The sequence below is a fragment of the Simplicispira sp. GW247-4R2A genome (assembly GCF_059424465.1).
Genome location: NZ_JBWKZM010000011.1, coordinates 44,922 through 68,061, shown reverse-complemented (window position 1 = coordinate 68,061; position 23,140 = coordinate 44,922). Strand labels below are relative to the sequence as shown.

Annotated in this window: 21 protein-coding genes; 15 read left to right on the top strand and 6 right to left on the bottom strand. The window is 60.5% G+C overall.

What is annotated here, in order from left to right; translation table 11 throughout:
* Positions 1-67: 67 nt before the first annotated feature.
* Positions 68-1,249, bottom strand: coding sequence for a methionine adenosyltransferase (gene metK, locus AC07ZH_RS09445; protein WP_119109154.1), 1,182 nt, complete (start codon positions 1,247-1,249; stop codon positions 68-70).
* 130 nt (positions 1,250-1,379) lie between these two features.
* On the opposite strand from metK, the gene AC07ZH_RS09440 reads away from it, so the two are divergent.
* Entirely contained in the window at positions 1,380-2,243 is an 864-nt protein-coding gene (locus AC07ZH_RS09440; protein WP_119109153.1) for a lysophospholipid acyltransferase family protein, read from the top strand.
* Positions 2,240-3,106, top strand: coding sequence for a lysophospholipid acyltransferase family protein (locus tag AC07ZH_RS09435; protein ID WP_495199509.1), 867 nt, complete (start codon positions 2,240-2,242; stop codon positions 3,104-3,106). Before AC07ZH_RS09440 ends, AC07ZH_RS09435 begins: the two co-directional genes overlap by 4 nt.
* Before the next feature lie 121 nt (positions 3,107-3,227).
* On the opposite strand, the gene AC07ZH_RS09430 is transcribed toward AC07ZH_RS09435, so the two are convergent.
* Positions 3,228-4,136 carry an alpha/beta fold hydrolase gene (locus AC07ZH_RS09430; protein ID WP_495199508.1) on the bottom strand — a complete coding sequence of 303 codons (909 nt, stop codon included), beginning with the start codon at positions 4,134-4,136 and terminating at the stop codon, positions 3,228-3,230.
* 61 nt (positions 4,137-4,197) lie between these two features.
* On the bottom strand, positions 4,198-4,917 hold the full coding sequence (yihA, locus tag AC07ZH_RS09425; protein WP_119109150.1) for a ribosome biogenesis GTP-binding protein YihA/YsxC: 720 nt from the start codon (positions 4,915-4,917) through the stop codon (positions 4,198-4,200).
* Positions 4,918-4,989: 72 nt separating this feature from the next.
* Between yihA and AC07ZH_RS09420 the strand changes: the two genes are divergently transcribed.
* The 5 genes from AC07ZH_RS09420 (at position 4,990) to msrQ (ending at position 11,294) form a co-directional block, all read left to right on the top strand.
* Positions 4,990-5,619 carry a c-type cytochrome gene (locus tag AC07ZH_RS09420; protein WP_119109149.1) on the top strand — a complete coding sequence of 210 codons (630 nt, stop codon included), beginning with the start codon at positions 4,990-4,992 and terminating at the stop codon, positions 5,617-5,619.
* 131 nt (positions 5,620-5,750) lie between these two features.
* A complete protein-coding gene (locus tag AC07ZH_RS09415; protein ID WP_119109148.1) occupies positions 5,751-7,916 on the top strand; it encodes a cytochrome c biogenesis protein ResB in 2,166 nt (721 codons plus the stop codon).
* On the top strand, positions 7,913-9,256 hold the full coding sequence (gene ccsB / locus AC07ZH_RS09410) for a c-type cytochrome biogenesis protein CcsB (RefSeq protein WP_495199507.1): 1,344 nt from the start codon (positions 7,913-7,915) through the stop codon (positions 9,254-9,256). Before AC07ZH_RS09415 ends, ccsB begins: the two co-directional genes overlap by 4 nt.
* A 350-nt stretch (positions 9,257-9,606) precedes the next feature.
* A complete protein-coding gene (gene msrP / locus AC07ZH_RS09405) occupies positions 9,607-10,602 on the top strand; it encodes a protein-methionine-sulfoxide reductase catalytic subunit MsrP (protein WP_495199506.1) in 996 nt (331 codons plus the stop codon).
* Positions 10,603-10,616: 14 nt separating this feature from the next.
* Positions 10,617-11,294 (top strand): protein-methionine-sulfoxide reductase heme-binding subunit MsrQ, encoded by a 678-nt coding sequence (msrQ, locus tag AC07ZH_RS09400; protein WP_495199505.1) that lies wholly within the window; start codon positions 10,617-10,619, stop codon positions 11,292-11,294.
* A 47-nt stretch (positions 11,295-11,341) separates the two neighbouring features.
* Here msrQ and lysA read toward each other — a convergent pair whose 3' ends face one another.
* Complete coding sequence (gene lysA, locus AC07ZH_RS09395) at positions 11,342-12,619, bottom strand: diaminopimelate decarboxylase (RefSeq protein ID WP_495199504.1); 1,278 nt, start codon at positions 12,617-12,619, stop codon at positions 11,342-11,344.
* Complete coding sequence (gene lptM, locus AC07ZH_RS09390; RefSeq protein WP_495199503.1) at positions 12,616-12,834, bottom strand: LPS translocon maturation chaperone LptM; 219 nt, start codon at positions 12,832-12,834, stop codon at positions 12,616-12,618. The genes lysA and lptM overlap by 4 nt, the downstream gene beginning before the upstream one ends.
* A gap of 12 nt (positions 12,835-12,846) precedes the next feature.
* On the opposite strand from lptM, the gene cyaY reads away from it, so the two are divergent.
* Positions 12,847-13,176 carry an iron donor protein CyaY gene (gene cyaY / locus AC07ZH_RS09385; protein WP_119109142.1) on the top strand — a complete coding sequence of 110 codons (330 nt, stop codon included), beginning with the start codon at positions 12,847-12,849 and terminating at the stop codon, positions 13,174-13,176.
* 41 nt (positions 13,177-13,217) lie between these two features.
* Here the strand turns inward: cyaY and AC07ZH_RS09380 are convergent, their stop codons facing one another.
* Positions 13,218-15,611 carry a penicillin-binding protein 1A gene (locus tag AC07ZH_RS09380; protein WP_119109141.1) on the bottom strand — a complete coding sequence of 798 codons (2,394 nt, stop codon included), beginning with the start codon at positions 15,609-15,611 and terminating at the stop codon, positions 13,218-13,220.
* A 268-nt stretch (positions 15,612-15,879) separates the two neighbouring features.
* On the opposite strand from AC07ZH_RS09380, the gene AC07ZH_RS09375 reads away from it, so the two are divergent.
* The 7 genes from AC07ZH_RS09375 to AC07ZH_RS09345 all read left to right on the top strand — a co-directional run bounded on the left by AC07ZH_RS09375 (position 15,880) and on the right by AC07ZH_RS09345 (position 23,115).
* A complete protein-coding gene (locus tag AC07ZH_RS09375; RefSeq protein ID WP_119109140.1) occupies positions 15,880-16,959 on the top strand; it encodes a pilus assembly protein PilM in 1,080 nt (359 codons plus the stop codon).
* The gene (locus AC07ZH_RS09370) at positions 16,956-17,570 is read left to right on the top strand and encodes a PilN domain-containing protein (RefSeq protein WP_495199502.1); all 615 of its coding nucleotides are present in this window, start codon (positions 16,956-16,958) and stop codon (positions 17,568-17,570) included. Before AC07ZH_RS09375 ends, AC07ZH_RS09370 begins: the two co-directional genes overlap by 4 nt.
* A 3-nt stretch (positions 17,571-17,573) precedes the next feature.
* Positions 17,574-18,254, top strand: a complete 681-nt coding sequence (locus tag AC07ZH_RS09365; RefSeq protein ID WP_495199501.1) for a type IV pilus inner membrane component PilO — start codon at positions 17,574-17,576, stop codon at positions 18,252-18,254.
* Positions 18,251-18,796, top strand: a complete 546-nt coding sequence (locus AC07ZH_RS09360; RefSeq protein WP_495199500.1) for a pilus assembly protein PilP — start codon at positions 18,251-18,253, stop codon at positions 18,794-18,796. The genes AC07ZH_RS09365 and AC07ZH_RS09360 overlap by 4 nt, the downstream gene beginning before the upstream one ends.
* Entirely contained in the window at positions 18,793-20,928 is a 2,136-nt protein-coding gene (locus AC07ZH_RS09355) for a type IV pilus secretin PilQ (protein WP_495199499.1), read from the top strand. Before AC07ZH_RS09360 ends, AC07ZH_RS09355 begins: the two co-directional genes overlap by 4 nt.
* A 25-nt stretch (positions 20,929-20,953) precedes the next feature.
* Positions 20,954-22,396, top strand: coding sequence for an Ig domain-containing protein (locus AC07ZH_RS09350; protein WP_495199498.1), 1,443 nt, complete (start codon positions 20,954-20,956; stop codon positions 22,394-22,396).
* Between the two features lie 179 nt (positions 22,397-22,575).
* Entirely contained in the window at positions 22,576-23,115 is a 540-nt protein-coding gene (locus AC07ZH_RS09345) for a shikimate kinase (RefSeq protein ID WP_495199497.1), read from the top strand.
* Positions 23,116-23,140 lie beyond the last annotated feature (25 nt).

The window sequence follows — 23,140 nt, the reverse complement described above, 5'->3', positions numbered from 1 at the left end:
CCTTCACATCGGCTGCGCCGATATGAGCCTGCGCCGAAAGCCAGCCAAGTTCGCTGCGCTCAGGGCCTTACAGGCCCGCTGCCGCGCGCAGCGTGGCAGCCTTGTCTGTCTTTTCCCACGTGAACTGGGGTTCGTCGCGGCCGAAGTGGCCGTAGGCGGCGGTCTTTTCGTAGATGGGACGCAGCAGGTCGAGCATCTGGATGATGCCCTTGGGGCGCAGGTCGAAATGCTCCTGCACCAGCTTGGCCAGTTGGTCGTCGGGGATGACGCCGGTGCCCTCCGTGTAGATCGTCACGTTCATCGGGTGGGCCACGCCAATTGCGTAGGCGACCTGGATCTGGCACTGGCGCGCCAGGCCGGCAGCGACGATGTTTTTGGCCACATAGCGGGCGGCGTAGGCGGCGCTGCGGTCCACTTTGGTCGGGTCTTTGCCGCTGAAGGCACCGCCGCCATGGGGGCAGGCGCCGCCGTAGGTGTCGACGATGATCTTGCGGCCCGTGAGGCCGCAGTCGCCCTGCGGACCACCGATGACAAAGCGGCCGGTGGGGTTGATGAGGTACTTGGTCTCCGCCGTGAGCCACTCGGCCGGCAGCACCGGGCGAATGATCTCTTCGCGAATTGCCTCGTAGAACTCGGGCTTCATCTTGTCGCCCAGGCTCATTTCGGGCGAATGCTGGGTCGAGAGCACCACGGTGTCGATGCTGTGCGGCTTGCCGTCACGGTAGCGCAGCGTGACCTGGCTCTTGGCGTCGGGGCGCAAAAAGGGCAGGCGCCCATCCTTGCGCAGTTGCGACTGGCGCTCGACCAGACGGTGCGCGTAGTAGATGGGCGCTGGCATCAGGTCGGGCGTTTCGTCGCAGGCGTAGCCGAACATCAGGCCCTGGTCGCCCGCGCCGGTGTTGAGGTGGTCGTCGCTTGCGTGGTCCACGCCCTGGGCGATGTCGTTGCTCTGCTTGTCGTAGGCGACGAGCACGGCGCAGCCCTTGTAGTCGATGCCGTATTCGGTGTTGTCGTAGCCGATGCGTTTGATGGTGTCGCGCGCCACCTGGATGTAGTCCACATGCGCGTTGGTGGTAATTTCGCCAGCGAGCACCACGAGGCCGGTGTTGCACAGCGTTTCGGCGGCTACCCGCGAGAGCGGGTCCTGCGTGAAGATGGCGTCGAGGATGGCGTCCGAAATCTGATCGGCGACCTTGTCGGGGTGGCCTTCGGAGACGGATTCGGAAGTAAAGAGAAAGTCGTTCGCCATTTGAATAAACTCCTGTGCTGGCTGGTGGGGCGTTGCCCGCAGCCTTTTGAAGCTCTGGCGAACGCTTTAGCAGTCTTGTTTAACGTCGCTCTGCAAGTTGCTCATTTAACTCAGCGACCCTGCCATTTTAATGCCTGTTCTCGTACGCCTTCTGGCCCATATCCCTTTGCGCTTCATGCATGTTCTGGGCGCATTGCTCGGTTGGCTCGCCTTTCTGGCTTCGCCGACCTACCGGCGCCGCTTCGTCGCCAACGCCGCACGGGCAGGCTACCGCTTTGCCGAGGTGCGTGCCGCCGTGGCCCAGGCCGGACGCACCGCGGCCGAGATTCCGCGCCTGTGGTTTGGCAGTACGCCAGCCTGCGCATTGGTCAACGAGGGCCTGGTGGCCGAGGCGTATGCCGCCGGGCGTGGCGTGATCTATTTGACCCCGCATCTGGGCTGCTTCGAGCTCTCTGCGCAGGACGCAGCGCGCCGCTGGGGCGACCGGTACGGGCCGATTACCGTGCTCTACCGCCCTGCCCGGCAAGCCTGGCTGGCACGCATGATGGAAACGGCGCGCAACCGCCCGGCGATGCAGGCCGTTCCGACGACCCTCACTGGCGTGCGCCTGATGATCAAGGCGCTGCGCCGAGGCGAGGCCGTGGGTCTGCTGCCCGACCAGGTGCCGCCCGATGGCCAGGGCGTGTGGGCGCCGTTCTTCGGGCAGGACGCCTACACCATGACGCTGGCCGCGCGCCTGGCGCAGCAGACGGGGGCGCAGGTGCTCATCGTCTACTGCGAGCGCCTGCCCAAGGGCCGGGGCTTCGTGACGCATTTCGAACGCCTTGAGGCACCGCTGGCCGATGATGCGGTGCTTGCCGCCACGCAAATCAACCGCGCCATGGAGCATCTGATTCGCCAGTGCCCCCAGCAGTACCTGTGGGGCTACGCACGCTACAAGCGTCCGCGCGGGCCGGCGCCTGTGGGTATGGCGGTGGGGGAGGGCGCGGCATGAGCGGAAAGATGGGGGTGGCGCTGATGCGCCTGCTGGCCCATGTGCCGCTGCCGCTGCTGCGTGCGCTGGGCTGGGTGATCGGCGAGGTGCTGTTTGTCCTGGCTGTTCCGCGCCGGCGCGTCGCGCTGCGCAATCTGGCGCTGTGCTTCCCGCAGGAATCGGCCGCTACGCGCAGGCGCTGGGCGCGCCAGAGCTTCGTGGCGTTCTGCCAGTCGTGGCTGGACCGCAGCTGGCTGTGGTTTGCCCCACGCGAGACAGTGCTCAGCCGCGTGCGTCTGACGGGGGCGCTGGAGGAGCTGGAAGGCAACGCGCCCACCATCCTCTTCGCGCCGCATTTCTACGGCATGGACGCGGGCGGCTCGGCACTGACCTTGCACACGCCACGCGCTTTTACCTCCATCTTCTCGACGCACCCCAATCCGGCCGTGGACGCCTGGTTTCGCAATGGCCGCCAGCGCTTTGGCGACGTGCGCATGCTCAACCGCAAGGACGGCGTGAAGCCGATTCTGTCGAATCTGCGCAAGGGCGGCCTGCTGTACCTGCTCGCTGACATGGATTTCGGCCGCAACGACTCGCTTTTTGTCCCCTTCTTCGGCGTGCCCGCCGCCACCGTGCCCTCACTGTCCCGCTTTGCCCGGTTGGGGCGCGCCAAGGTCATTGGCATGGCCACGCGGCTGGTGCCCGGCGGCTACGTGGCCGAGATCACCCCGGCGTGGGAGCACTACCCTACGGACGATCTGAAAGCCGATACGGCCGAGATGAATCGGCGCCTGGAAGAATGGGTAAGGCCCGAGCCCGGCCAGTACTACTGGGTGCACAAGCGCTTCAAAACGCGGCCGGAGGGCGAAAAGAGCTTGTATTGACTCCCCCTGAAGGCGCGCCGGTTTCGACGCGCGCCAAGTCTGCAGGCGGCAGCGCCGAGTCTTTACAGGCTGGAAAACTATGGAAAATGGCCTCCAGCGTTTATGGGGTAAGCGCTAAAAGCTATCCTTTTGATTGCAGGAAATCGGTTAATTCCGCATTTACCCGTTCGGGCTGTTCGTGCACCAGCCAGTGCGAGGCGCCGGGAATCTGGTGGATTTCCAGGTCTGGAATCCAAGCCTCCAGCCCCTCCAGAAGGCTGGGCAGCAAGGCAAAGTCGTCGCTGCCCCAGAGCACCCGCGTGGGCACCTGGATGGTGCACATGCTGTCCGGCATCTGCACGGACTCTGCCCCGGTATCGCCGGCGCGCGGCGGGCGCAAGGGCGTGGCGCGGTAGTAGTTGCAGGCGCCATGCAGGCCCTGCCGCCACAGGGCGCGGTATTTCGCGCGTTCCATTTCGGTGAGCCAGGCGGGTGGTTCGCTTGCGGTGTTGCTGAAGAAGCCGAACAGGCGGTGGAAGTCGTCCTCGGCGAGCAATGCCTCGGCATCGTCGCGGCGCAGGAAATGCATGTACTGGCTGGCCGCTTGCTGCGCAGCGCTGTGCTGCAGCTCGCGCACAAAGGCGCCGGGGTGGGGCGAGTTGACGATCATCAGGCGCCGCATGCGCTCGGGCTTCTGGTTGGCAAGGTTCCAGGCCACGGCGCCGCCCCAGTCGTGCGCGACGAGGCATTCCACCGCGCCGCCCGGGCACAGGGCCGCGATCAGCGTATCAATGTCTTGCACCAGATAGCGCGGGCGGTAGGCCTCGGCGCCCGCCGGGCTGCTGGAGGCGCCAAAGCCACGCAGATAAGGTGCCACGCAGTAGTAGCCGCCATGCTCTGGCCGGGAGAAATGCGCGAGCTGCGCGTCCCAGATGAAGGCGCCCTCGGGGAAACCGTGCAGGAACAGAAGCACCGGGCGCGCTGGATCGCCGCTGACGCGGCAATCGAGCGTGATGCCGTGGGGCAGGGAAATGCTGCGCGTAGAGACCACAAATGCTCCTGATAAATGAGCTGCTAGCGCTTATGGAGTAAGCGCTAGAGGCCTGTTTGGATCAAAATTTCAGCGTTGAATCTGCTGGGGCAATAGGCGCAACTGCCTCGGCCTGTGGGTGCGCCCACTGCCACAGCAGCAGCGCGGCCTCGTCCACGCCCTGCTTTTTCAGCGCGGAGAACATCCTCACCTCGCCGCCGCCGGTTTGCAGTCGCGCAATCGACAGCGCCTTGGTCTGCTCGGCGCGGGTCAGCTTGTCGGCCTTGGTCAGCAGCACCAGGAACTTCAGGCCGTCTTCCACGCGCGGTCGGACGACTTCGAGCAGCGCTTCGTCCAGGCCCGTCAGGCCCAGGCGCGGGTCGCACAGCAGCACGATGCCGGTGAGGCTCTCCCGGTGCACCAGGTAGTTCACCATCACCTGTTGCCAGCGCATCTTGTCGGAGCGCGACACCGCCGCGTAGCCATAGCCGGGCAGGTCGGCCAGCACCGCATCGGTGGTGTTCTGGCGCCCCAGGGAGAACAGGTTGATGTGCTGCGTGCGCCCCGGCTTCTTCGAGGCAAAGGCGAGCTGCTTTTGCTGCGTGAGCGTGTTGATGCACGAGGATTTGCCCGCGTTGGAGCGCCCGACGAAGGCGATCTCAGGCACCTCCACCGTGGGCAACTGGTGCAGTTGGGCCGCCGTGGTCAGGAAGCGCGCGGTGTGCATCCAGCCCATCGCACTCTTGGCGTCGGCGGTAGGCGGAAAGGTGCCAACACTTTGTGCAGGATCAGAAGCGGTCATGGAAGAGGCCAGTGGGGTTGGAGCGGCATTGTAGAATTGCCCGGTTTCGCGCCACCTAACAAAATCCCCGTCATGAAGTTGCTCGCCTCCCTGTTCATGGCTGCCGCGCTGGCAGCCCCCGCTCTTCCTGCCCTGGCGGCAGACGCTCCGGCACCGGCTGCCAAGCCCGATCTGGCCAAGGGCGAGGCCAGTTTCTCGCAGGTCTGCGTGGCCTGCCACGCGGTGGACGGCAATGCGACGATTCCCGAGAATCCCAAGCTGGCGCAGCAGCACCCCGAATACCTGGTCAAGCAGTTGCAGGATTTCAAGTCCGGCAAGCGCGCCAGCGCCGTCATGCAGGGCATGGCCTCCATGCTGTCCGACGCCGACATGAAGAACATTGCCTGGTGGTTGACCTCCAAGCCCGCCAAAGAAGGCTTCGCCAAGGACAAAGACCTGGTTGCACTGGGTGAGCGGATCTACCGCGGGGGCATTGCCGACCGCAGTATTCCGGCCTGCGCTGGCTGCCACAGCCCCAATGGGGCCGGTATTCCTTCGGGGTTCCCGCGTCTGGCGGGCCAGAACGGCAACTACACCATTGCCCAGCTCAAGGCGTTCCGCGATGGCGTGCGCACCAACAGCATTCCGATGACCGGTGTCGCTGCCAAGCTCAATGACCGCGAAATCCGCGCGGTCTCCGATTACATTGCCGGGCTGCGCTGAGCAGCCTGCGCGGCGCGGCCCGCCTGGGCGCGTGCCGGGAACCATTGGCGGGCGACTAACCCCAATGCAGGCGGGTCCATCTACAGGGTGGTCCCGCCTGTTGTCTTCTGGCGCTGCATACTCCCCCCTTCATGTCTGATACTACCCAAGGCGTTTACATCCGGAGCGCCTCACAGCCTTTGCGCCGCGCGGTCGAGCTACTGTCCTCGATGCGCTTTGCCATTGCGCTGCTGACGGTGATTTGCATTGCCTCTGTTATTGGCACCGTGCTCAAGCAGCACGAGCCGCTCGGGAACTACGTCAACCAGTTCGGGCCGTTCTGGGCCGAGGCGTTTTTCGCGCTGCAGCTCAATGCCGTCTACAGCGCCTGGTGGTTTTTGCTGATTTTGGCGTTCTTGGTCGTCAGCACTTCGCTGTGCATAGCGCGCAACACGCCGAAGATCATTGCCGACCTGCGCACCTACAAGGAAAACATCCGCGAGCAGAACCTGCGCGCGTTTCACCACAAGGCCGAGGCGCAGCTTGCAGGCGACAGTGCGGCAGAGGCGCAGCGCATTGGCAAGATGCTGGTCGGTGGCGGCTGGAAGGTCAAGCTTCAGCAGCGCGATACGGCAGCCGGGCCTGGCACTGGCTGGATGGTCGCGGCCAAGGCCGGTGCGGCCAACAAGATCGGCTATATCGCCGCCCACAGCGCCATCGTGCTGGTGTGCCTGGGGGGCTTGCTCGACGGCGACATGATCGTGCGCGCGCAGATGTGGCTAGGGGGCAAGACGCCCTACGCTGGCGGCGGCCTGATTTCCGAAGTCAGCCCGCAGCATTGGATGAGTGAGCGCAATCCCGCGTACCGGGGCAACCTGGTCGTCAGCGAGGGCACGCAGGGCAGTACGGCCATCCTGAGCCAGTCCGACGGCATTCTGCTGCAGCCGCTGCCGTTCACGCTGGAACTCAAGAAATTCGTTGTCGAGTACTACTCCACGGGCATGCCCAAGCTGTTTGCCAGCGACGTGGTCCTGCACGACCTGGCCACGGGAGAGGCGGTGCCAAAGCGCATCGAAGTGAACCACCCGGCGAGCTTCAAGGGCATTGAGATTTACCAATCGAGCTTTGACGACGGCGGTTCGCGCGTCAAGCTCTCGGCCATGCCTTTGGCGCCGGGCGGTACGCCGTTCGAAGTCGACGGCGTCATTGGCGGCAAGTCGCAGCTTGTCAAGGGCACCGGCGAGCAGGCGCTGAGCATTGAATTCACCGGCCTGCGCACGATCAATGTCGAGAACTTCGGCCGCGAGGGCGATGACGCCAGCGGTTCGGGCACCGATGTGCGCAAGGTCGATCTGCGCCGAACGCTCGATTCACATATGGGCGCCGCCAACAACACGGGGCAGACCAAGGAACTGCGCAATGTGGGGCCGAGCATCAGCTACAAGCTGCGCGACGCCGCCGGCCAGGCGCGCGAATACAACAACTACATGCTGCCGGTGGACATGGGCAAGGGCACCGTTCCGGTGTTTCTATTGGGTGCGCGCGACGACCCCGCCGCGCCCTTCCGCTATTTGCGTGTGCCGGCCGACGAAAATAGCAGCATCGACGGCTTTGTACGCCTGCGGCGCGCGCTCTCCGACCCGAAGGCGCGGGAGCAGGCGGTGGAGCGCTACGTCAAGCAAGTGGTGCCGACAGGCCGCGCCGAACTGGCAGCGCAATTGCAGCAATCGGCCGAGCGCGCGCTGACCTTGTTTGCCGGCACCGGCGAACCGGCGGACCTGGTCACGGGTGAGTTCCATGGCGGCCTGCCCGCCATCTCCAAGTTCATGAAAGACAACGTGCCAGCCGCCGAGCGCTCCCGAGCCGGAGAGGTGTTGGTGCGCATCCTCAATGGAACCTTGTTTGAATTGGCGCAGCTCACACGCGAGCGCGCCGGCCTTGCTCCACTCAAATCCGACGAGCACACCCTTGAATTCATGACGCAGGCGGTTTTGGCGCTGAGTGATGTACAGGCCTATCCGGCACCCCTGATTTTTGCCCTCAAGGATTTCACCCAGGTGCAGGCCAGCGTGTTCCAGGTGGCGCGTTCCCCTGGTAAGAAAGTGGTCTATCTGGGCTGTGCGCTGCTGATTTTGGGCGTTTTCTCGATGCTCTTCATCCGCGAGCGGCGCGTATGGGTATGGCTGGTGCCGGAGGGCAGCGGCAGCCGCGCCATGATGGCGCTCTCGACCAACCGCAAAACCATGGACGGCGACCGCGAATTCGCCAGCTTGACTGAAAAGCTTATTGGGGCACGCCCCACAGGAGGCAAAGCATGAACACGGCCACCACCGGCACTACGACGATGTCCCTCAATGAGGGGTTGTTTTCCCGGCGCAATGGATTTGACTGGCTATTTGCCGCACTGATCGTGGGCGGCGGCCTGTTTGCCTTTCAGCGCTACGCGGCCTTCATGGACGTGTACGAAAAAGGTATTTTGCTGGCCGCCATACCCGCGCTGGTGGCGCTGGGCTGGTTCTGGCGACCGCTGCGCGTGCTGATGCTGGTGGTGGCGGGGGCGGCGCTGCTGGCCATTTCCTCCTACCAGATCGACGGCCAAGGCCAGCTGGCGCGCGCCGAATCGGTGTTCTGGCTCAAGTACTTCCTCTCCAGCCAATCGGCCATCTTGTGGATGAGCGTGCTGTTCTTTATGAGCACCGCGTTTTACTGGCTGGGCATGGCGTCGCGCGGTGAAGGCGCGGCCTTGTCGCTCATCGGCTCGCGGCTGGCCTGGGTGGCGGTGGGCATGGCGCTCACCGGCACCATGGTGCGCTGGTACGAGAGCTATCTGGTGGGCGCAGACGTGGGCCATATCCCGGTCAGCAACCTCTATGAGGTATTCGTGCTGTTCTCGTGGATTACGGCGCTGTTCTATCTGTACTTCGAAGAGCACTACAACACGCGCGCGCTGGGCGCCTTCGTGCTGATGGTGGTCAGCGCAGCGGTGGGTTTTCTGCTCTGGTACACCGTGGCGCGCGAGGCGCAGGAGATCCAACCTCTGGTGCCGGCGCTCAAGAGCTGGTGGATGAAGCTGCACGTGCCCGCCAATTTCATTGGCTATGGCACCTTCGCGCTCTCCGCCATGGTGGCGTTCGCTTACCTCATCAAAAAGCAGGCGACCGAGACGAGCTGGACCCGGCTGGCGCCTCTGGGCGCGCTGGGACTGGTGTTGTGCTTTGAGCCGATTGTGTTTCGCACCACGGCCGGGCAGGCCAGCACTGGTTTCTGGATGGTCTATTTCGGTGTGTCCATGCTGGCAGTCGGCGGCATCCTGTATGGCCGCAAGCACATTGCCAGCAAGCTGCCACCGCTCGAACTGCTGGACGACCTGATGTACAAGGCAATTGCCGTGGGCTTTGCCTTCTTCACCATCGCCACGGTTCTGGGCGCGCTCTGGGCTGCCGAAGCCTGGGGTGGCTACTGGAGCTGGGACCCCAAGGAAACCTGGGCACTTATTGTCTGGCTCAATTACGCCGCCTGGCTGCATATGCGCATGATGAAGGGTCTGCGCGGCACGGTGTCGGCCTGGTGGGCGCTGGTGGGCTTGGTGGTGACGACCTTTGCTTTCTTGGGCGTGAACATGTTCCTGAGCGGCCTGCACAGCTACGGCGAACTGTAGTTCCATTTTTAAATCAAACGATTGCTTTGTCGGCTTCGCTTCGCCAGTACGCCTGTGCTGTCTGCGTTTCACCTTCGCGCACTCGGTTGATTGGGATACGGAATAAAACGTCAGGCGTCGCACCGCAGCGGCGCGTGTGAATCCAGCGGCCGCCCGGCTGCGTACTCCTTGTGAGCGGCTTGCCTGCGCCGCCATGCGGCACTGGCGGACGCGCTAAATTTTTCGGTTGGCTGTAACCTTGGTGGTGGGCTCGCCGAATTAGAACCACAGTGCAAGGTGCACCTGGCATTTTTCAGGTCACGCTGCCACGCAACGGAAATGCTTCGCATTTCTGGCCAGCAGGAGTTTTTATGTCCATCTTTCATCGCAACGACGGGTTTGTGCATCCGGTTCCCTCCGAGATTACGCCGCAGCGCGTGTACGAAGGACGGCGCCTGCTGCTGCGCGGCCTGGCGACAGGCGCTGCCGGCGCTACCTTGGCCGCCTGGGCCGGGCGGAGCGCACGGGCGGCCGCAGAGCATCCCGGGAAACTGGCGGCGCTGCCTGGCATGGCCTCCAAGGTGCCGGGCGCGGTCACCATGGAAAAGGCGACTTCGTATGAAGATGCCACCAGCTACAACAACTTCTATGAATTCGGCACGGACAAATCCGACCCAGCGCGCAATGCCAGCACGCTCAAGATTGACCCTTGGAGCGTGAGCGTCGAGGGGCTGGTCAAGAAGCCGGGCAAGTTCAGCCTGGACGAACTGCTCAAGCTCTCCGCCCAGGAAGACCGTATTTACCGCCTGCGCTGTGTCGAGGGCTGGTCCATGGTGATTCCCTGGGTGGGCTACTCGCTGGCCGAGCTGATCAAACGTGTCGAACCGCTCGGCGGCGCGAAATACGTGGAATTTGTGACGCTGGCCGACAAGGTCACCATGCCGGGCGTGAATTCGCGCGTGCTGGATTGGCCGTACGCCGAAGGCCTGCGGCTGGACGAAGCCATGCACCCGCTGACGCTGCTCACTTTTGGCATGTACGGCGAAGTGCTGCCGAAGCAGAACGGCGCGCCGGTGCGCATCGTCGTACCTTGGAAATATGGGTTCAAGAGCGCCAAGAGCATCGTCAAGATTCGCTTTACCGACAAGGAGCCCGCCACGGCGTGGAACAAGGCGGCGGCCCAGGAATACGGCTTTTATTCCAACGTGAACCCCGAGGTGGACCACCCGCGCTGGAGCCAGGCGACGGAGCGGCGCATCGGCGAAGGCGGGCTGTTTGCCAAGCGCCGCAAGACCCTGATGTTCAACGGCTATGAAGCCCAGGTCGGCCAGCTTTATGCCGGCATGGATTTGAAAAAGAACTTCTGAACGGTTGCAGCGCCATGAAAAAACTGCTGATGCACCGCGCCGCCAAGCCTGTGCTCTTCACCGTCTGCCTGTTGCCGTTTGCCTGGCTGTTGTATGCGGCGGCGGCCAACCAGTTGGGCGCCAACCCGGCGGAGGCCTTGATTCGCAGCCTGGGCGACTGGACCCTGCGCTTTTTGTGTGCCGTGCTTGCCGTGACCCCTTTGCGCGTCCTGACCGGAACGCCTGCGTTGGCGCGTTTTCGGCGCATGCTGGGGTTGTTTGTTGCCTTCTACGCGCTGGCGCACCTGCTGTCTTACGCTGCCTTCGACATGGGCTTTGACGCGGGGGACATCGCCAAGGACATCGCCAAACGTCCGTTTATTCTGGTGGGCTCGTTCGCCGGCTTGCTGCTGGCGCTGATGGCGGCCACCTCGTTCAACCGTGCCATCAAGGCGCTGGGCGCCGTGCGCTGGCGCTGGCTGCACCGCAGTGTGTACGCGGTGGCAGGGCTGGCCATTCTGCATTTTTACTGGATGCGCGCCGGCAAGCACAATTTTGCCGAAGTGGCGGTGTACGGCGCCATCCTCGCCGCCCTGCTGGGCTGGCGCGTGTGGGAGGCACTGCGAAACCGCCAAGTGGCCCGTGCACCGCGCAGGCATGCGCGGGCGCCCATTCGTGGTAATACTACTAAAAATATAGCTACTAGCGCTTGACCCATAAGCGCTAGAGGCCAATTTCGTCTAAATTTCTTGCGACGTGGTTAGTCGAGCAAACGCTCAGCGCGCAGCATGTCGTCTGGCGTCTCGCGCACGCGGATGACGCGGGCCGTGCCGCCATCAACCAGCACCTCCGCCGCCCGGCCGCGCGTGTTGTAGTTGCTCGCCATGGACATGCAGTAGGCGCCAGCGGAGAGCACTGCAAGCTGGTCGCCCGCTTGCACATTGAGCGCGCGCTCGCGCGCCAGCCAATCGCCACTCTCGCACACGGGGCCCACCACGTCATAGGTGGCGCCGGCGCCGCCCCGCTGCTGCACTGGGACGATGGCATGGAACGCCTGGTACATCGCCGGGCGCGGCAGGTCGTTCATGGCCGCGTCAACGATGCAGAAGTTTTTCGCTTCGCCGGGTTTGAGGTACAGCACCTCGGTGATGCACAGCCCCGCGTTGCCGACCAGCGAACGGCCCGGCTCAATGATGAACTGGCGCTCGCCAAAGCCGCGCGCATCAAGCTTTGCCAGCAACTCCTGCCACAGCGCGTCGGCTGCGGGCGGTGTGTCGCCAGCGTAGTCGATGCCCAGGCCGCCGCCGAAATCCAGGTGCTTGATGGGGATGCCTGCGGCTTCGATCTGCTCCACCAGGTCGAGCAGCCGGTCGATGGCGTCCAGATAGGGCGTCGCTTCGGTGATCTGCGAGCCGATATGAAAATCGATGCCCGCCACCTGCAGCCCCGGCAGTTGGGCCGCGCGCTGGTACACCGCCAGAGTGCGTTCGTGCGCAATGCCGAACTTGTTCCCTTTGAGCCCGGTCGAAATGTAGGGGTGGGTCTTGGGGTCCACGTTGGGGTTGACGCGAATGCTCACGCGCGCCTGGCGACCGCACTGGGTGGCGACCTCGCTCAAGACCTCGAGCTCAGCTTCGCTCTCGACGTTGAAGCACAGGATGCCGGCGTCAAGCGCCTGGCGCATTTCCGTGCGTGTCTTGCCGACGCCCGAAAAGATGACTTTGGCCGGATCGCCTCCGGCTGCCAGGACCCGTACCAGTTCGCCCCCTGAAACGATATCGAAGCCGCAGCCCTGGCGGGCAAAGTATTGCAGGATCGCCAGCGAGGAATTGGCCTTCATGGCATAACAGACCAGCAACTTGCGACCGGCAAATCCACGTCGGTACGCCGCCAGTGCATCGTGCATGGCCGCCGTGGAATAGGCAAACAGCGGCGTGCCGTGTGCACGCGCCAAGTCGGCTACGGCGCAGTCTTCGATGTACAGGGCCTCGCCGCGGTAGGCGATATGCGGACGGCCAGGAAGTTCAGGAGGGTTCATTGGGCAGTAGAGGCGGGGGGCGTGGGTGGAAGAGACGGGCGCGGTGGCTGCACCGCGCTGTCGCCCGGCAGCAGTGTTTGCGGCAGAGTGGCACGCTGCGCGGCGGCGGGCGCCTTGGGGAGAAACAGCGGGCCGCGCTGGCCACAGGCGGCGAGCGCAGCCACGCAGGCGGCAAGGCCAAGCGTTCTCACTAGAATTTGCGAAACATTCAACATGCGGAAATTGTAATGACCGACCTGGAATACGCTGACCGTGCCGAGCAATTGCTGCGTGCCGTCGAGCAATGCGCGGACCGCATTAACGACGCAACCGACGCTGATATCGACAGCCAGCGCAGCGGTGGCCTGATCACCTTGGTGTTCGCCAACGGCAGCCAGATCGTCATCAACCAGCAAAAGCCGCTGCATGAAATCTGGATGGCGGCGCGTTCCGGCGGCTACCACTACCGTTTTGACGGCGCCGCCTGGCAGGACACCAAGGGCGCGGGTGAGTTCTTTGCAGCGCTGAGCGCGAACGCCAGCGCGCAATCGGGCCTCTCGCTCAATTTCCAGGCCTGATCCCCGCCAACGGCGCTGCGGGGCCTTTGCCGCCCCGCAGCTTAGTTGCGAAATAAATCCAGAATTTTGTTGCGTTCTTCCGGCGCGGGAGCGTCCTGGGGCGTCAGCGGAGAATTCGGTGCGGGTTGGTCATTCAACCCAAGGCTCGCGACGCCGTTGCGCGCGTATTCGTCGTAAAACCATTCGCCGCCGACATTCACCACGCCAGGTGGCACGGTAGGTTCCATGACCGGAACGCCCTTGAGCGCACTGCCCATGAAGCTGATCCAGACCGGTAGGCTGAGTCCCCCGCCCGTTTCGCGGCTTCCCAGATTGCGCGGCGTGTCGTAGCCAATCCAGGTGATGGCGGCGAGTGTCGGCTGGAACCCGGCAAACCAGGCGTCCCAGGCATCGTTGGTCGTGCCGGTCTTGCCATACAGGTCGGGGCGCTTCAAGGTGGCCTGGGCGCGGGCGGCGGTTCCCGAGCGCGTCACCTCTTGTAGCAGACTGTCCATGATGAAGGCATTGCGGGCGTCGATGGCGCGTGGAAATTTGTCGGTGGCTGGAGGCGTGGTCTCCGAAATAATCTGGCCCTTGAAGTCGGTCACCTTGGAAATGAGCCACGGATTGACGCGAAAACCGCCATTGGCAAATACGGAGTAGCCCACCGCCATCTGCATGGGCGTCACGGAGCCGGCGCCAAGCGCCATGGTCAGGTAGGCCGGTTGCTTGTCGGCGTCGAAACCAAAGTGGGTGGCCCATTCCTGGGCATTGCGCGGCCCTACGGCCTGGAGGATGCGAATGGATACCATGTTTTTGGACTTTGCCAGGGCCGAGCGCATGGTCATGGGTCCGTCGAACTTGCCATCGTAGTTTTTGGGCTCCCATGGTTGGCCGCCGGTAAAGGCAGAATCAAAGAACAGGGGGCCGTCGTTGATCACGGTGGCCGGCGTGAAGCCCTTTTCCAGTGCAGCGGAATAGATGAAGGGCTTGAAGCTCGACCCCGGCTGGCGCCAAGCCTGCGTCACATGGTTGAACTTGTTCTTGTTGAAGTCGAAGCCACCCACCAGGGCCTTGATGGCGCCGCTGCGTGGGTCCATTGCGACAAAGGCACCTTCCACTTCTGGAAGCTGCGTCACTTCCCATCCGTCCTTGTCGGTGCGTGCGACGCGAATTACCGCGCCCCGGCGCAATTTGATGTTGGGTGGTGCCTTGTCGCTCAGGCCGGATAGAACGGGTTTGAGCCCGTCACCGGTTACCTCAATGGTGTCGCCGTTGCTGCGCACCGCAGTCAGCTTGCGCTTGTCCACCGCAAGCACCACGGCAGAGAGCACATCGCCGTTGTCCGGGTGGTCGGCCAGTGCGTCGTCAATCGCGTCGTCGATCTCCTTGGGGTCTTTGGGCAATTCAATGAATTGCTCTGGGCCGCGATAGTGCTGGCGCCGTTCGTAGTTCATGATGCCGCGGCGCAGCGAATGGTAGGCGGCGTCCTGATCGCTGGCGCTGAGCGTGGTGTAGACGTTGAGTCCACGTGTGTAAGCCTCGGCACCGTACTGCGCAAAAATCAGCTGGCGAGCCATTTCGGCAACGTACTCGGCATGCACACGGGTGTCGTCCGGCCCAGTCCGGATGTGAACGGGTTCCTTGCGAGCTTCGGCAGCCTGTGCCGCGGTAATGAAGCCGGTTTCCTCCATCCGGTCGATGACGAGCTGTTGCCGGATGCGCGCACGTTTGGGGTTGTTGATGGGGTTGTAGGTGGAGGGGGCTTTGGGCAAACCCGCAAGCATGGCGGCCTCCGCAATGGAAACTGATTTGAGAGGTTTTCCAAAATACGTCTCTGACGCTGCAGCAAAACCATAAGCGCGATTGCCCAGATAAATCTGGTTCATGTAAATCTCAAGAATCTGATTTTTGGAAAGCAGATGCTCAAGCTTGTACGTAAGTAATATTTCGTAAATCTTTCTGGTAAATGTTTTTTCTGAAGACAAATACACATTGCGTGCCACCTGCATGGTGATGGTGGATGCGCCCTGGCTTTTGACCTTCCCAAGATTGGCCATTACGGCGCGGAGCATGCCTTTGTAGTCGACGCCTCCGTGCTCGAAAAAGCGCGTGTCCTCAATGGCCAGGACTGCATCTTTCATCACCTTTGGAATGTCCCCGATCGGCGTGAGATTGCGCCGCTCCTCGCCGAACTCACCCAACAGGGCGCCCTCGGAAGAGTAGACCCGAAGTGGCAACTTGGGGCGGTAGTCGGCAAGGTCGGAGATGTCAGGAAGGTTCGGATAGGCAAATGCCAGCGCAACAGCGATCACCAAGGCGGCTGCAACAGCTCCCGCAGCCGCCAAACCACAAAGCCAGATGAGTACCCGCAGTGGCCATTTCCACCAAGGGGAGGAGGGTGCCGCACGACCTGCGGTTGAAGGGGTGGGCTTTTTCGGGGTGGAGGGCGGCATATCGCTTCGGTTTGAACTAAGCACCGAGTATAAAAAAACCGAATACGAGCTTGCGCGCTGGCTTAGGTTTTGCGCGGCAGGCGCTCTCATTTTTGAGAGTAGGCCACCGTGCTTCTCTGTTCCGGCAGGAAACTGATTCGTCTGCTTTTGACAACGTTCTGAAGATGCTACAACGGGAAAACTCTTTGCCGGAGAAGTATCTTACTGCTAGCATTCATGTGAAATGTGAAGTTTTGTTGCTTCATATGTACAACTACAAGGGGGCATCTTGATCTCTTCGGGATCCTTGTTCGGTCGCCAGTCTCCTGCGCTGCTGGGTATCGACATCAGTTCATCCAGCGTCAAGCTGGTGGAGTTGGGGCGCGACAAATCGGGTGCGTTAATTCTTGAGCGCTGCGCGATTGAGCCATTGGAGCGCGGCTGGATCACTGACGGCAACATCGAGAAATTTGATGAAGTGGCCGAGGCAGTTCGACGCGTCGTCAAGAAAAGCGGGACGCGTACCAAATCTGTAGCACTTGCTTTGCCTCCCTCTGCCGTCATTACCAAGAAGATCTCATTGCCTGCTGGCATGACCGATCAGGAGCTTGAGGTGCAAGTCGAGTCGGAGGCCAATCAGTACATCCCTTTCTCGCTTGATGAAGTGAGTCTCGATTTTTGTGTCATCGGCCCGAGCAAGAATGCGCCAGGGGATGTTGATGTACTGATTGCGGCGTCGCGCCGCGAGAAGGTTCAGGACCGCGAAGGCTTGGCCGAGGCTGCAGGCCTCAAGGCGGTGATTCTGGATGTTGAGTCTTATGCGTCGCGCTTGGCAGCGAGTCGTCTTATCGAAGCGTTCCCGAACAAAGGGGTGGACTCTCTGGTTGCCCTCTTCGAGGTGGGGGCGATGACCACCAGCATGCAGGTCATTCGCAATGACGAGGTGCTGTACGACCGCGACCAGGCTTTCGGTGGTGCGCAGCTGACACAACTGATCATGCGGCAATATGGCTTCTCTGTCGAAGAGGCGGAAAGCAAGAAGCGCAGCGGTGATCTTCCAGAAGACTATGCGAGTGTGGTCCTTCGGCCGTTTGTTGAAAGCATGGCGCAGGAGGTCGGACGCGCATTGCAGTTCTTCTTCACCAGTACGCCGCACAACCGGGTCGATCGCATCTTGCTTGCGGGGGGGTCATCTCCCCTGCAGGGTTTGTCTGATGCGGTAACGCAGCACACAGGTTTTCCGTCCGCCGTGGTCAATCCTTTTGAAGGCATGGAGATGTCGAGCTCGGTTCGGATCAAGAAGATGGTGCGTGAGGCGCCTTCCTACCTCACATCCTGTGGTCTTGCGATGCGGAGGTTCCTGCAGTGATTCTCATCAACCTGCTACCGCATCGCGAGGTGGCGCGCAAGCGTCGGCGCGAAGCATTCCAGGCAACGATGTTTGCCTCATTTTTGGTGGGCTTGCTAATCGCCGGTCTCATCTACTGGTGGTTCCAGATGATGATCGAGCAACAGCAGGCCAGAAACGCCTTTTTGCACAGCGAAATCACGGTGTTGGAAGGGCAAATCAAGGAGATCGCCGGCATTGAAGACGAAATTGCTTCGCTGCGTGCTCGCCAGAAAGCGGTAGAGAACTTGCAGGCAGATCGTAATTTGCCTGTGCACCTGCTGAGCGAACTGGTCAAGCAATTGCCTGATGGTGTTTATCTGACCAATCTGAAGCAAACCAACCAGCAGATTGCGATCAGAGGTATGGCGCAGTCCAATGAACGTGTGTCGGAGATGCTGCGAAATTTGTCCGATAACACGCCTTGGCTGTCGAAGCCGCAGTTGGTCGAAATTGTTGCGAGCAAGGTTGCATTGACGCCGCGAGATGAGAGACGCGTGTATGCCTTTAACCTCAGCTTTACGTTGAAGCGGTCCAGTGGCGAAAACAAGACAAAAGATGGCGATGTGAATACGCCAGCGGCCGGAAACTAAATCATGGCCAAAAAGCAAAAAAACTCCATAGACATGGCGGCATTGCAAAGTAAATTGCAACGCCAATTCCGAAATCTGGATACCAAGGACCCATCGCTGTGGCCTCCTCTACCGCGGTATCTGCTCTGCATATTCATTGCTGCTGCGGTTGCAGTGGTATTGTGGTTTGCAAAACTGACTGACTATCGGGATGCGCTGGACACTGAGCGCGCTACTGAGCAGACTCTGCGTCAAGACTACAAAACCAAGTTGGCCAAAGCGGTGAGCTTGGATCTTTTGAAGAAACAACGAGAGCAAATTCAGCAATATGTGACTCAACTGGAGAAACAGCTTCCCAGCAAGGCAGAGATGTCGGCGCTGTTGTCTGATATTAACCAATCTGGTGTGGGGCGTAGCCTGCAGTTTGAACTTTTCCGTCCTGGGCAAGTGATTATTCGCGAATATTACGCAGAGCTCCCTATCGCTATTCGTGTGACCGGAAGATACAACGATATGGGTGCATTTGCGGCCGATATTGCCAATCTCTCTCGTATCGTGACCTTGAACGATATCGCTATCGTAGCCAGTGAAAAGGATAAGAATAGCGCCAATCTCACTATGGACGCGACGGCAAGAACATTCCGTTACCTAGATACTGATGAAATTGAAGCCCAGCGCAAGGTTGCGAAGGGGCAGCCAAAATGAAGCAAATCCATGTTGCATTGCTAGGTGCTGTCGTTCTGGTTCTCATGGGGTGCGATTCCTCGGGTGAAGGTGAATTGCGCGAATGGATGGCACAGGAGCGTGCACAAACCCAGCCCCATGTGACGCCCCTTACCGAACCTAAGCACTTCGAGCCTCAGCCGTATGTTGCACAAAGCGATTTGGAGCCCTTTAATCCTCAGCGTCTGACGCAAGCATTGCGGCGCGATTCTACTCAAACGGCATCGAATGCAGCCTTGATTGCCCCCGAGCTGGCCCGTCGGAAAGAGCCATTGGAGGCGTTTCCATTGGATTCCATGGCCATGGTGGGAAGCTTGATGAAAGCAGGCAAACCCACTGCACTCCTCAAGGTGGACAATTTGCTTTACCAAGTCAGTGTGGGCGACTATCTCGGTCAAAACTATGGCCGTATTAAAAATATCACCGAAACTGCAGTTCAACTTCGTGAAATCGTGCAGGACGCCACGGGTGACTGGGTTGAGCGCACGGCATCGCTGGAACTGCAAGAGGGGGAGAAAAAATGAAGCGGGATAATTTCAATATGATGAACTTTGTTCGCGGCGTGGCTTTCGCTACCGCTGCTACTCTTGTCTCTTCTCTCGCTTTTGCACAGGGCGCAATCAAATCTGTGACAGGATCGCTGCAAGGTGGCTCGGAAGTTCTGCGTATTGATTTCACGCAGCCACTGGCCGCGCTTCCCACTGGGTTTGCTACTCAGTCACCTGCACGCATCGCACTTGATTTTCCTGGTGCAATAAGCGCATTGGACAAGCCTGTCGTGGATATCAACCAAGGTAACCTCAAAACTGTCAATGTCGTCCAAGCCCAGGGCCGTTCACGTGTGGTGCTCAACTTGAAGCAGCCAACAGCGTACCGGACAGAGCTTCAGGGGGATGCATTGTTGGTTGTCCTGGAGCCTGTGGCATCTGCCGGCAGCGCCTCTGCGCAGAAGACGGTATTTTCGGAGTCCGGTAATAGCGATGTGTTGCCCATCAAGGATATCGATTTTCGGCGTGGCCCTGATGGCTCCGGCAGAATTGTAGTGGCCTTGGCAAACAATCAGGTGGGCGTTGATTTGCGGCAGCAGGCCAAAACATTGACCGTCGATTTTCTTCGCTCTTCACTGGCTGAGGGATTGCGGAGAAAGTTGGATGTCACCGACTTTGGTACGCCGGTGCAGCGCATTACCACGACAGAGGACGGAGACCGCGTCCACATGGTGATTGAGCCGATCGGCGAGTGGGAGCACAGCGCCTACCAAAGCGACAACCAGTTTGTCGTTGAAGTTCGGCAGAAAAAGGTGGACCTGAGCAAGTTGACGCAAGGCCCTGGCTACAGCGGAGAAAAGCTTTCGCTGAATTTCCAGAATATTGAGGTGCGCTCTCTGCTGCAGGTCATTGCCGATTTCACCAACTTCAACATCGTGACGTCCGACACTGTGACGGGAGCGCTCACGTTGCGGCTCAAGGATGTGCCTTGGGACCAGGCGCTGCAGATCATCATGGACGCCAAAGGCCTGGGTATGCGCAAGACGGGCACGGTTCTGTGGATAGCGCCGAAGGACGAGATCGACGCGCGCACCAAGAAGGATTTTGAGGCAGCGCTGGAAATTCAAAAGCTGGAACCACTGCGCACGCAGGCATTTCAGCTCAACTACGCCAAAGCCACAGCAATGGTGGACCAGCTCACATCCGCCGGTGGCGGAGGAACGGGAGGCAATACGTCGCGCTTTCTTTCCGAGCGCGGTAGTGCCATCGCAGAGCCACGCACTAACCAGCTTTTCGTGACAGATACCGCTGCCAAAATCGAGGAGGTGCGCAAGCTCTTGCTATCACTGGACGTCGCAGTGCGACAAGTGTTGATCGAAGCGCGAATTGTCGAGGCCAGCGACACCTTTGGTCGCTCCCTTGGCGTGCGCTTGGGAGGTACAGATCTTCGCGCCAACAAGGGTGGAACGGGCGGTTATTCCCTGGGCAATAACAATAGCGTGGTGTTCGGCACCAGCTACAGCAACGCTGTCGCCAGCAGCGGCGCCGGGGGAGCCACGGACACTTCTGGTAACTTCGTTAACTTGCCGGCTTCGCTTTCGAGTGGCGCCGCTGTGGGTAGTTTTGCTTTGTCTCTCTTCAATTCGGCGGCAAACCGTTTTCTGACGCTTGAGCTGTCGGCCCTTGAGGCGGACGGTAAAGGCAAAATCGTGTCCAGTCCGCACCTCATCACCGCAGACCAGACCAAGGCGATCATTGAGCAGGGGACGGAGTACCCATACTCCGTTACGGCGCCGAATGGGGCCACAACAATTGCTTTCAAGAAAGCCGTGTTGAAAATGGAAGTCACTCCTCAGATCACGCCGGAAGGCAATATCATTCTTGATCTTGACGTCAACAAGGACAGCCGAGGGGAAACCACATCCCAGGGCGTTGCCATTGACACCAAGCACATCGTGACGCAGGTGCTTGTGGAAAATGGAGGCACGGTCGTCATTGGCGGTATCTTCTTGATGGAAGAAACCAGTCAAGAGAATAAGATTCCGCTCCTTGGAGATGTTCCGGTCATGGGAAATCTCTTCAAGAACAGGACCAAGGAATCCAAGAAAAATGAGCTGCTTGTTTTTATCACGCCTAAAGTGATTTCCGATCGCGGTCCCGTGCGATAAATCAAAATTTAAATTGAGGTGAACAATGAGAAAGTTATTTGGCGCTGCCGCCCTGGTAATCTCTTCTGTGCTGACGGCCTGCGGGGGAGGAGGAGGAAGCCCAGGGGATACCAAACTTCCCTACACAATCACGTTGACGGCGGACAAAACTCAGTTACCTATCAATATTTCCAGCCAAGGTCCAAGCATCGGAGCCTATGCAACTTATACCACAACGGTATATGTGAATGCTAGTGAAGGTGGGGCGCCGATTCTAGGCGCAAAAGATATCTTTGCCTGCAACCTGTCCCAGGGGCTGGATTCTGGGGCGTTGTATTACCTTGATGGCGACAAGGCTCACGAGGATGATGCCGGCAACCCCCTAGCGTATCGCTCCATCACGCTAGGGTCGAACGCTGGTGGGAACTCCTTTCATTTTCATGCTGGCACCAAGTCAGGCACGGCGCGGGTGACCTGCTCGGTCACCAATCCTGCGGACAATCAGGTTTCCAGCGCCAGCGTCGATATTGTGGTCGGCGCTGCGACGGGCAAACCGGCGAGTGTGCGTGGCACGGCACAGGCGCCTGGATATCTCGGTACACAAAACACTACGACTTCGCTGCGCAACAACGTCGGTATCCAAGCCTTTGTGATGGATGACGCGAACCAGCCCATTCCTAACCCGGCTGCAGCTAATCTCCAGGTCCGGATTCGCCCGTTTGGCGCTTCGGCTGGGGCACGTTTGCTCGCAGGTTCGCAGTCAGGCAGCGCAGTGCAGGTGAGCACTATTGGTGGAACGGGTTTGGTTTCCCTGTCCAGTGGGCCTGATACAGGCGTGATACTGCTCGAATTGACCACGGACCGGGCAGACAACGATGTCTCCAACGGTATCCAAGACCCGGTCACCCAGTTGATGGCTGTTAGTGTGCAAAATGCAGCACCGGGCACCGTGCCGCTAACTATCACAGATGCATCCATTTCGGTTGTCAACGGAATGTTCTTCTCGTCCGCTTTGACGGCGCAAGGCGGGGTGCCTCCTTACCAATGGTCGAGTAGTGCATTGCCCACCGGCCTGACGCTGAGTTCTGATGGTGTGATCAGTGGCACGCCTACAGTGAAAAATGGCAGTTACTCGGTGACGGTGACCGTGAAAGATGACGCAGGCATCTTGGTGTCGAAAAATCTGATGGTTACCGTGGCAGGTGAATTTGCCATCGACGGATGCACCAGCAGTGTCAGTGCTCCGTGCGCATTGACAGCAGGAAAGGTGGGCACTGTCTATGCAAACACTCTCTCCTTCTCGATTGGCGATCCTTCCGTACCCGTCGTTTGGACGACGACGGGAAGCTTGCCGGCAGGGCTCACGCTGACGTCAGACGGCATAATTTCGGGCACGCCGACTGTGGCTGGGACATACACTTTCATCGTGACAGCCACCCGAGGATCAATCGTCGTGAATCAAAGGGTGACTATTGTGGTAGCGGCTTAATTTTTCAGGCAGGCCAAAGCACGTAGCGATATAGCTACTGACCTGTCCTGACTGACAATTGGTAGCAGCCCCTTGGATAAACTCCAAGGGGCTGCTTTTTTTGGTGCCAACGGATGAGGGATGCCGAGCCCGAGGTTGATCTTGGATTTCAGTTCTATGGGGATACGCCGGTTAATTTCATGATTGCACTTGTTGGTATGCCCGGAAGTGGCAAAACGACGGTTGGGCGGCAGCTCGCGCGAAGGTTGGGATTTGCCTTCATGGACTCGGACCGACTGATCGAGGCGCGTATAGGCGGTTCTATCCGTGAGTTCTTTGATCGCGAGGGCGAAGAGGCCTTTCGGGCCATCGAAGAAGCCACGCTGGATGAACTGACGAAAGCAGGTGGCCGTACGGTGGTGTCCACGGGGGGCGGTGCAGTCGTGCGGCCCGCAACCCGCGAGCGCCTACGCCAGTCTGGGTATGTGATTTACCTGCACGCCTTGCCCGAGGATATTTACCGACGCCTGCGCCACGACACCACGCGGCCCTTGCTGCAAACCGCCAATCCCCTGGAGCGGCTGCGCAGCCTGTATGCCGAGCGTGACCCGCTGTACCGCGAAACAGCGCATTTCGTGATTGAAACCGGCCGCCCGTCGGTCGCGACCTTGGTGAACATGGTCGTGATGCAACTGGAACTGGGCAGCGTTGTGCCGCCTGGTGGTAAGGCGCACCCATAACCAAGACGCTATCCCACTGCCCGCT

Excerpts from the sequence above, each read along its gene's own strand:
- metK (WP_119109154.1), bottom strand. The coding sequence starts at position 1,249 with ATGGCGAACGACTTTCTCTTTACTTCCGAATCCGTCTCCGAAGGCCAC.
- AC07ZH_RS09415 (WP_119109148.1), top strand. The coding sequence starts at position 5,751 with ATGTCTGATACTACCCAAGGCGTTTACATCCGGAGCGCCTCACAGCCT.
- lysA (WP_495199504.1), bottom strand. The coding sequence starts at position 12,619 with ATGAACCCTCCTGAACTTCCTGGCCGTCCGCATATCGCCTACCGCGGC.
- AC07ZH_RS09355 (WP_495199499.1), top strand. The coding sequence starts at position 18,793 with ATGAAGCGGGATAATTTCAATATGATGAACTTTGTTCGCGGCGTGGCT.
- AC07ZH_RS09360 (WP_495199500.1), top strand. The coding sequence starts at position 18,251 with ATGAAGCAAATCCATGTTGCATTGCTAGGTGCTGTCGTTCTGGTTCTC.
- AC07ZH_RS09350 (WP_495199498.1), top strand. The coding sequence starts at position 20,954 with ATGAGAAAGTTATTTGGCGCTGCCGCCCTGGTAATCTCTTCTGTGCTG.
- AC07ZH_RS09440 (WP_119109153.1), top strand. The coding sequence starts at position 1,380 with ATGCCTGTTCTCGTACGCCTTCTGGCCCATATCCCTTTGCGCTTCATG.
- AC07ZH_RS09345 (WP_495199497.1), top strand. The coding sequence starts at position 22,576 with ATGATTGCACTTGTTGGTATGCCCGGAAGTGGCAAAACGACGGTTGGG.
- cyaY (WP_119109142.1), top strand. The coding sequence starts at position 12,847 with ATGACCGACCTGGAATACGCTGACCGTGCCGAGCAATTGCTGCGTGCC.
- AC07ZH_RS09435 (WP_495199509.1), top strand. The coding sequence starts at position 2,240 with ATGAGCGGAAAGATGGGGGTGGCGCTGATGCGCCTGCTGGCCCATGTG.
- AC07ZH_RS09420 (WP_119109149.1), top strand. The coding sequence starts at position 4,990 with ATGAAGTTGCTCGCCTCCCTGTTCATGGCTGCCGCGCTGGCAGCCCCC.
- ccsB (WP_495199507.1), top strand. The coding sequence starts at position 7,913 with ATGAACACGGCCACCACCGGCACTACGACGATGTCCCTCAATGAGGGG.
- msrP (WP_495199506.1), top strand. The coding sequence starts at position 9,607 with ATGTCCATCTTTCATCGCAACGACGGGTTTGTGCATCCGGTTCCCTCC.
- yihA (WP_119109150.1), bottom strand. The coding sequence starts at position 4,917 with ATGACCGCTTCTGATCCTGCACAAAGTGTTGGCACCTTTCCGCCTACC.
- msrQ (WP_495199505.1), top strand. The coding sequence starts at position 10,617 with ATGAAAAAACTGCTGATGCACCGCGCCGCCAAGCCTGTGCTCTTCACC.
- AC07ZH_RS09380 (WP_119109141.1), bottom strand. The coding sequence starts at position 15,611 with ATGCCGCCCTCCACCCCGAAAAAGCCCACCCCTTCAACCGCAGGTCGT.
- lptM (WP_495199503.1), bottom strand. The coding sequence starts at position 12,834 with ATGTTGAATGTTTCGCAAATTCTAGTGAGAACGCTTGGCCTTGCCGCC.
- AC07ZH_RS09365 (WP_495199501.1), top strand. The coding sequence starts at position 17,574 with ATGGCCAAAAAGCAAAAAAACTCCATAGACATGGCGGCATTGCAAAGT.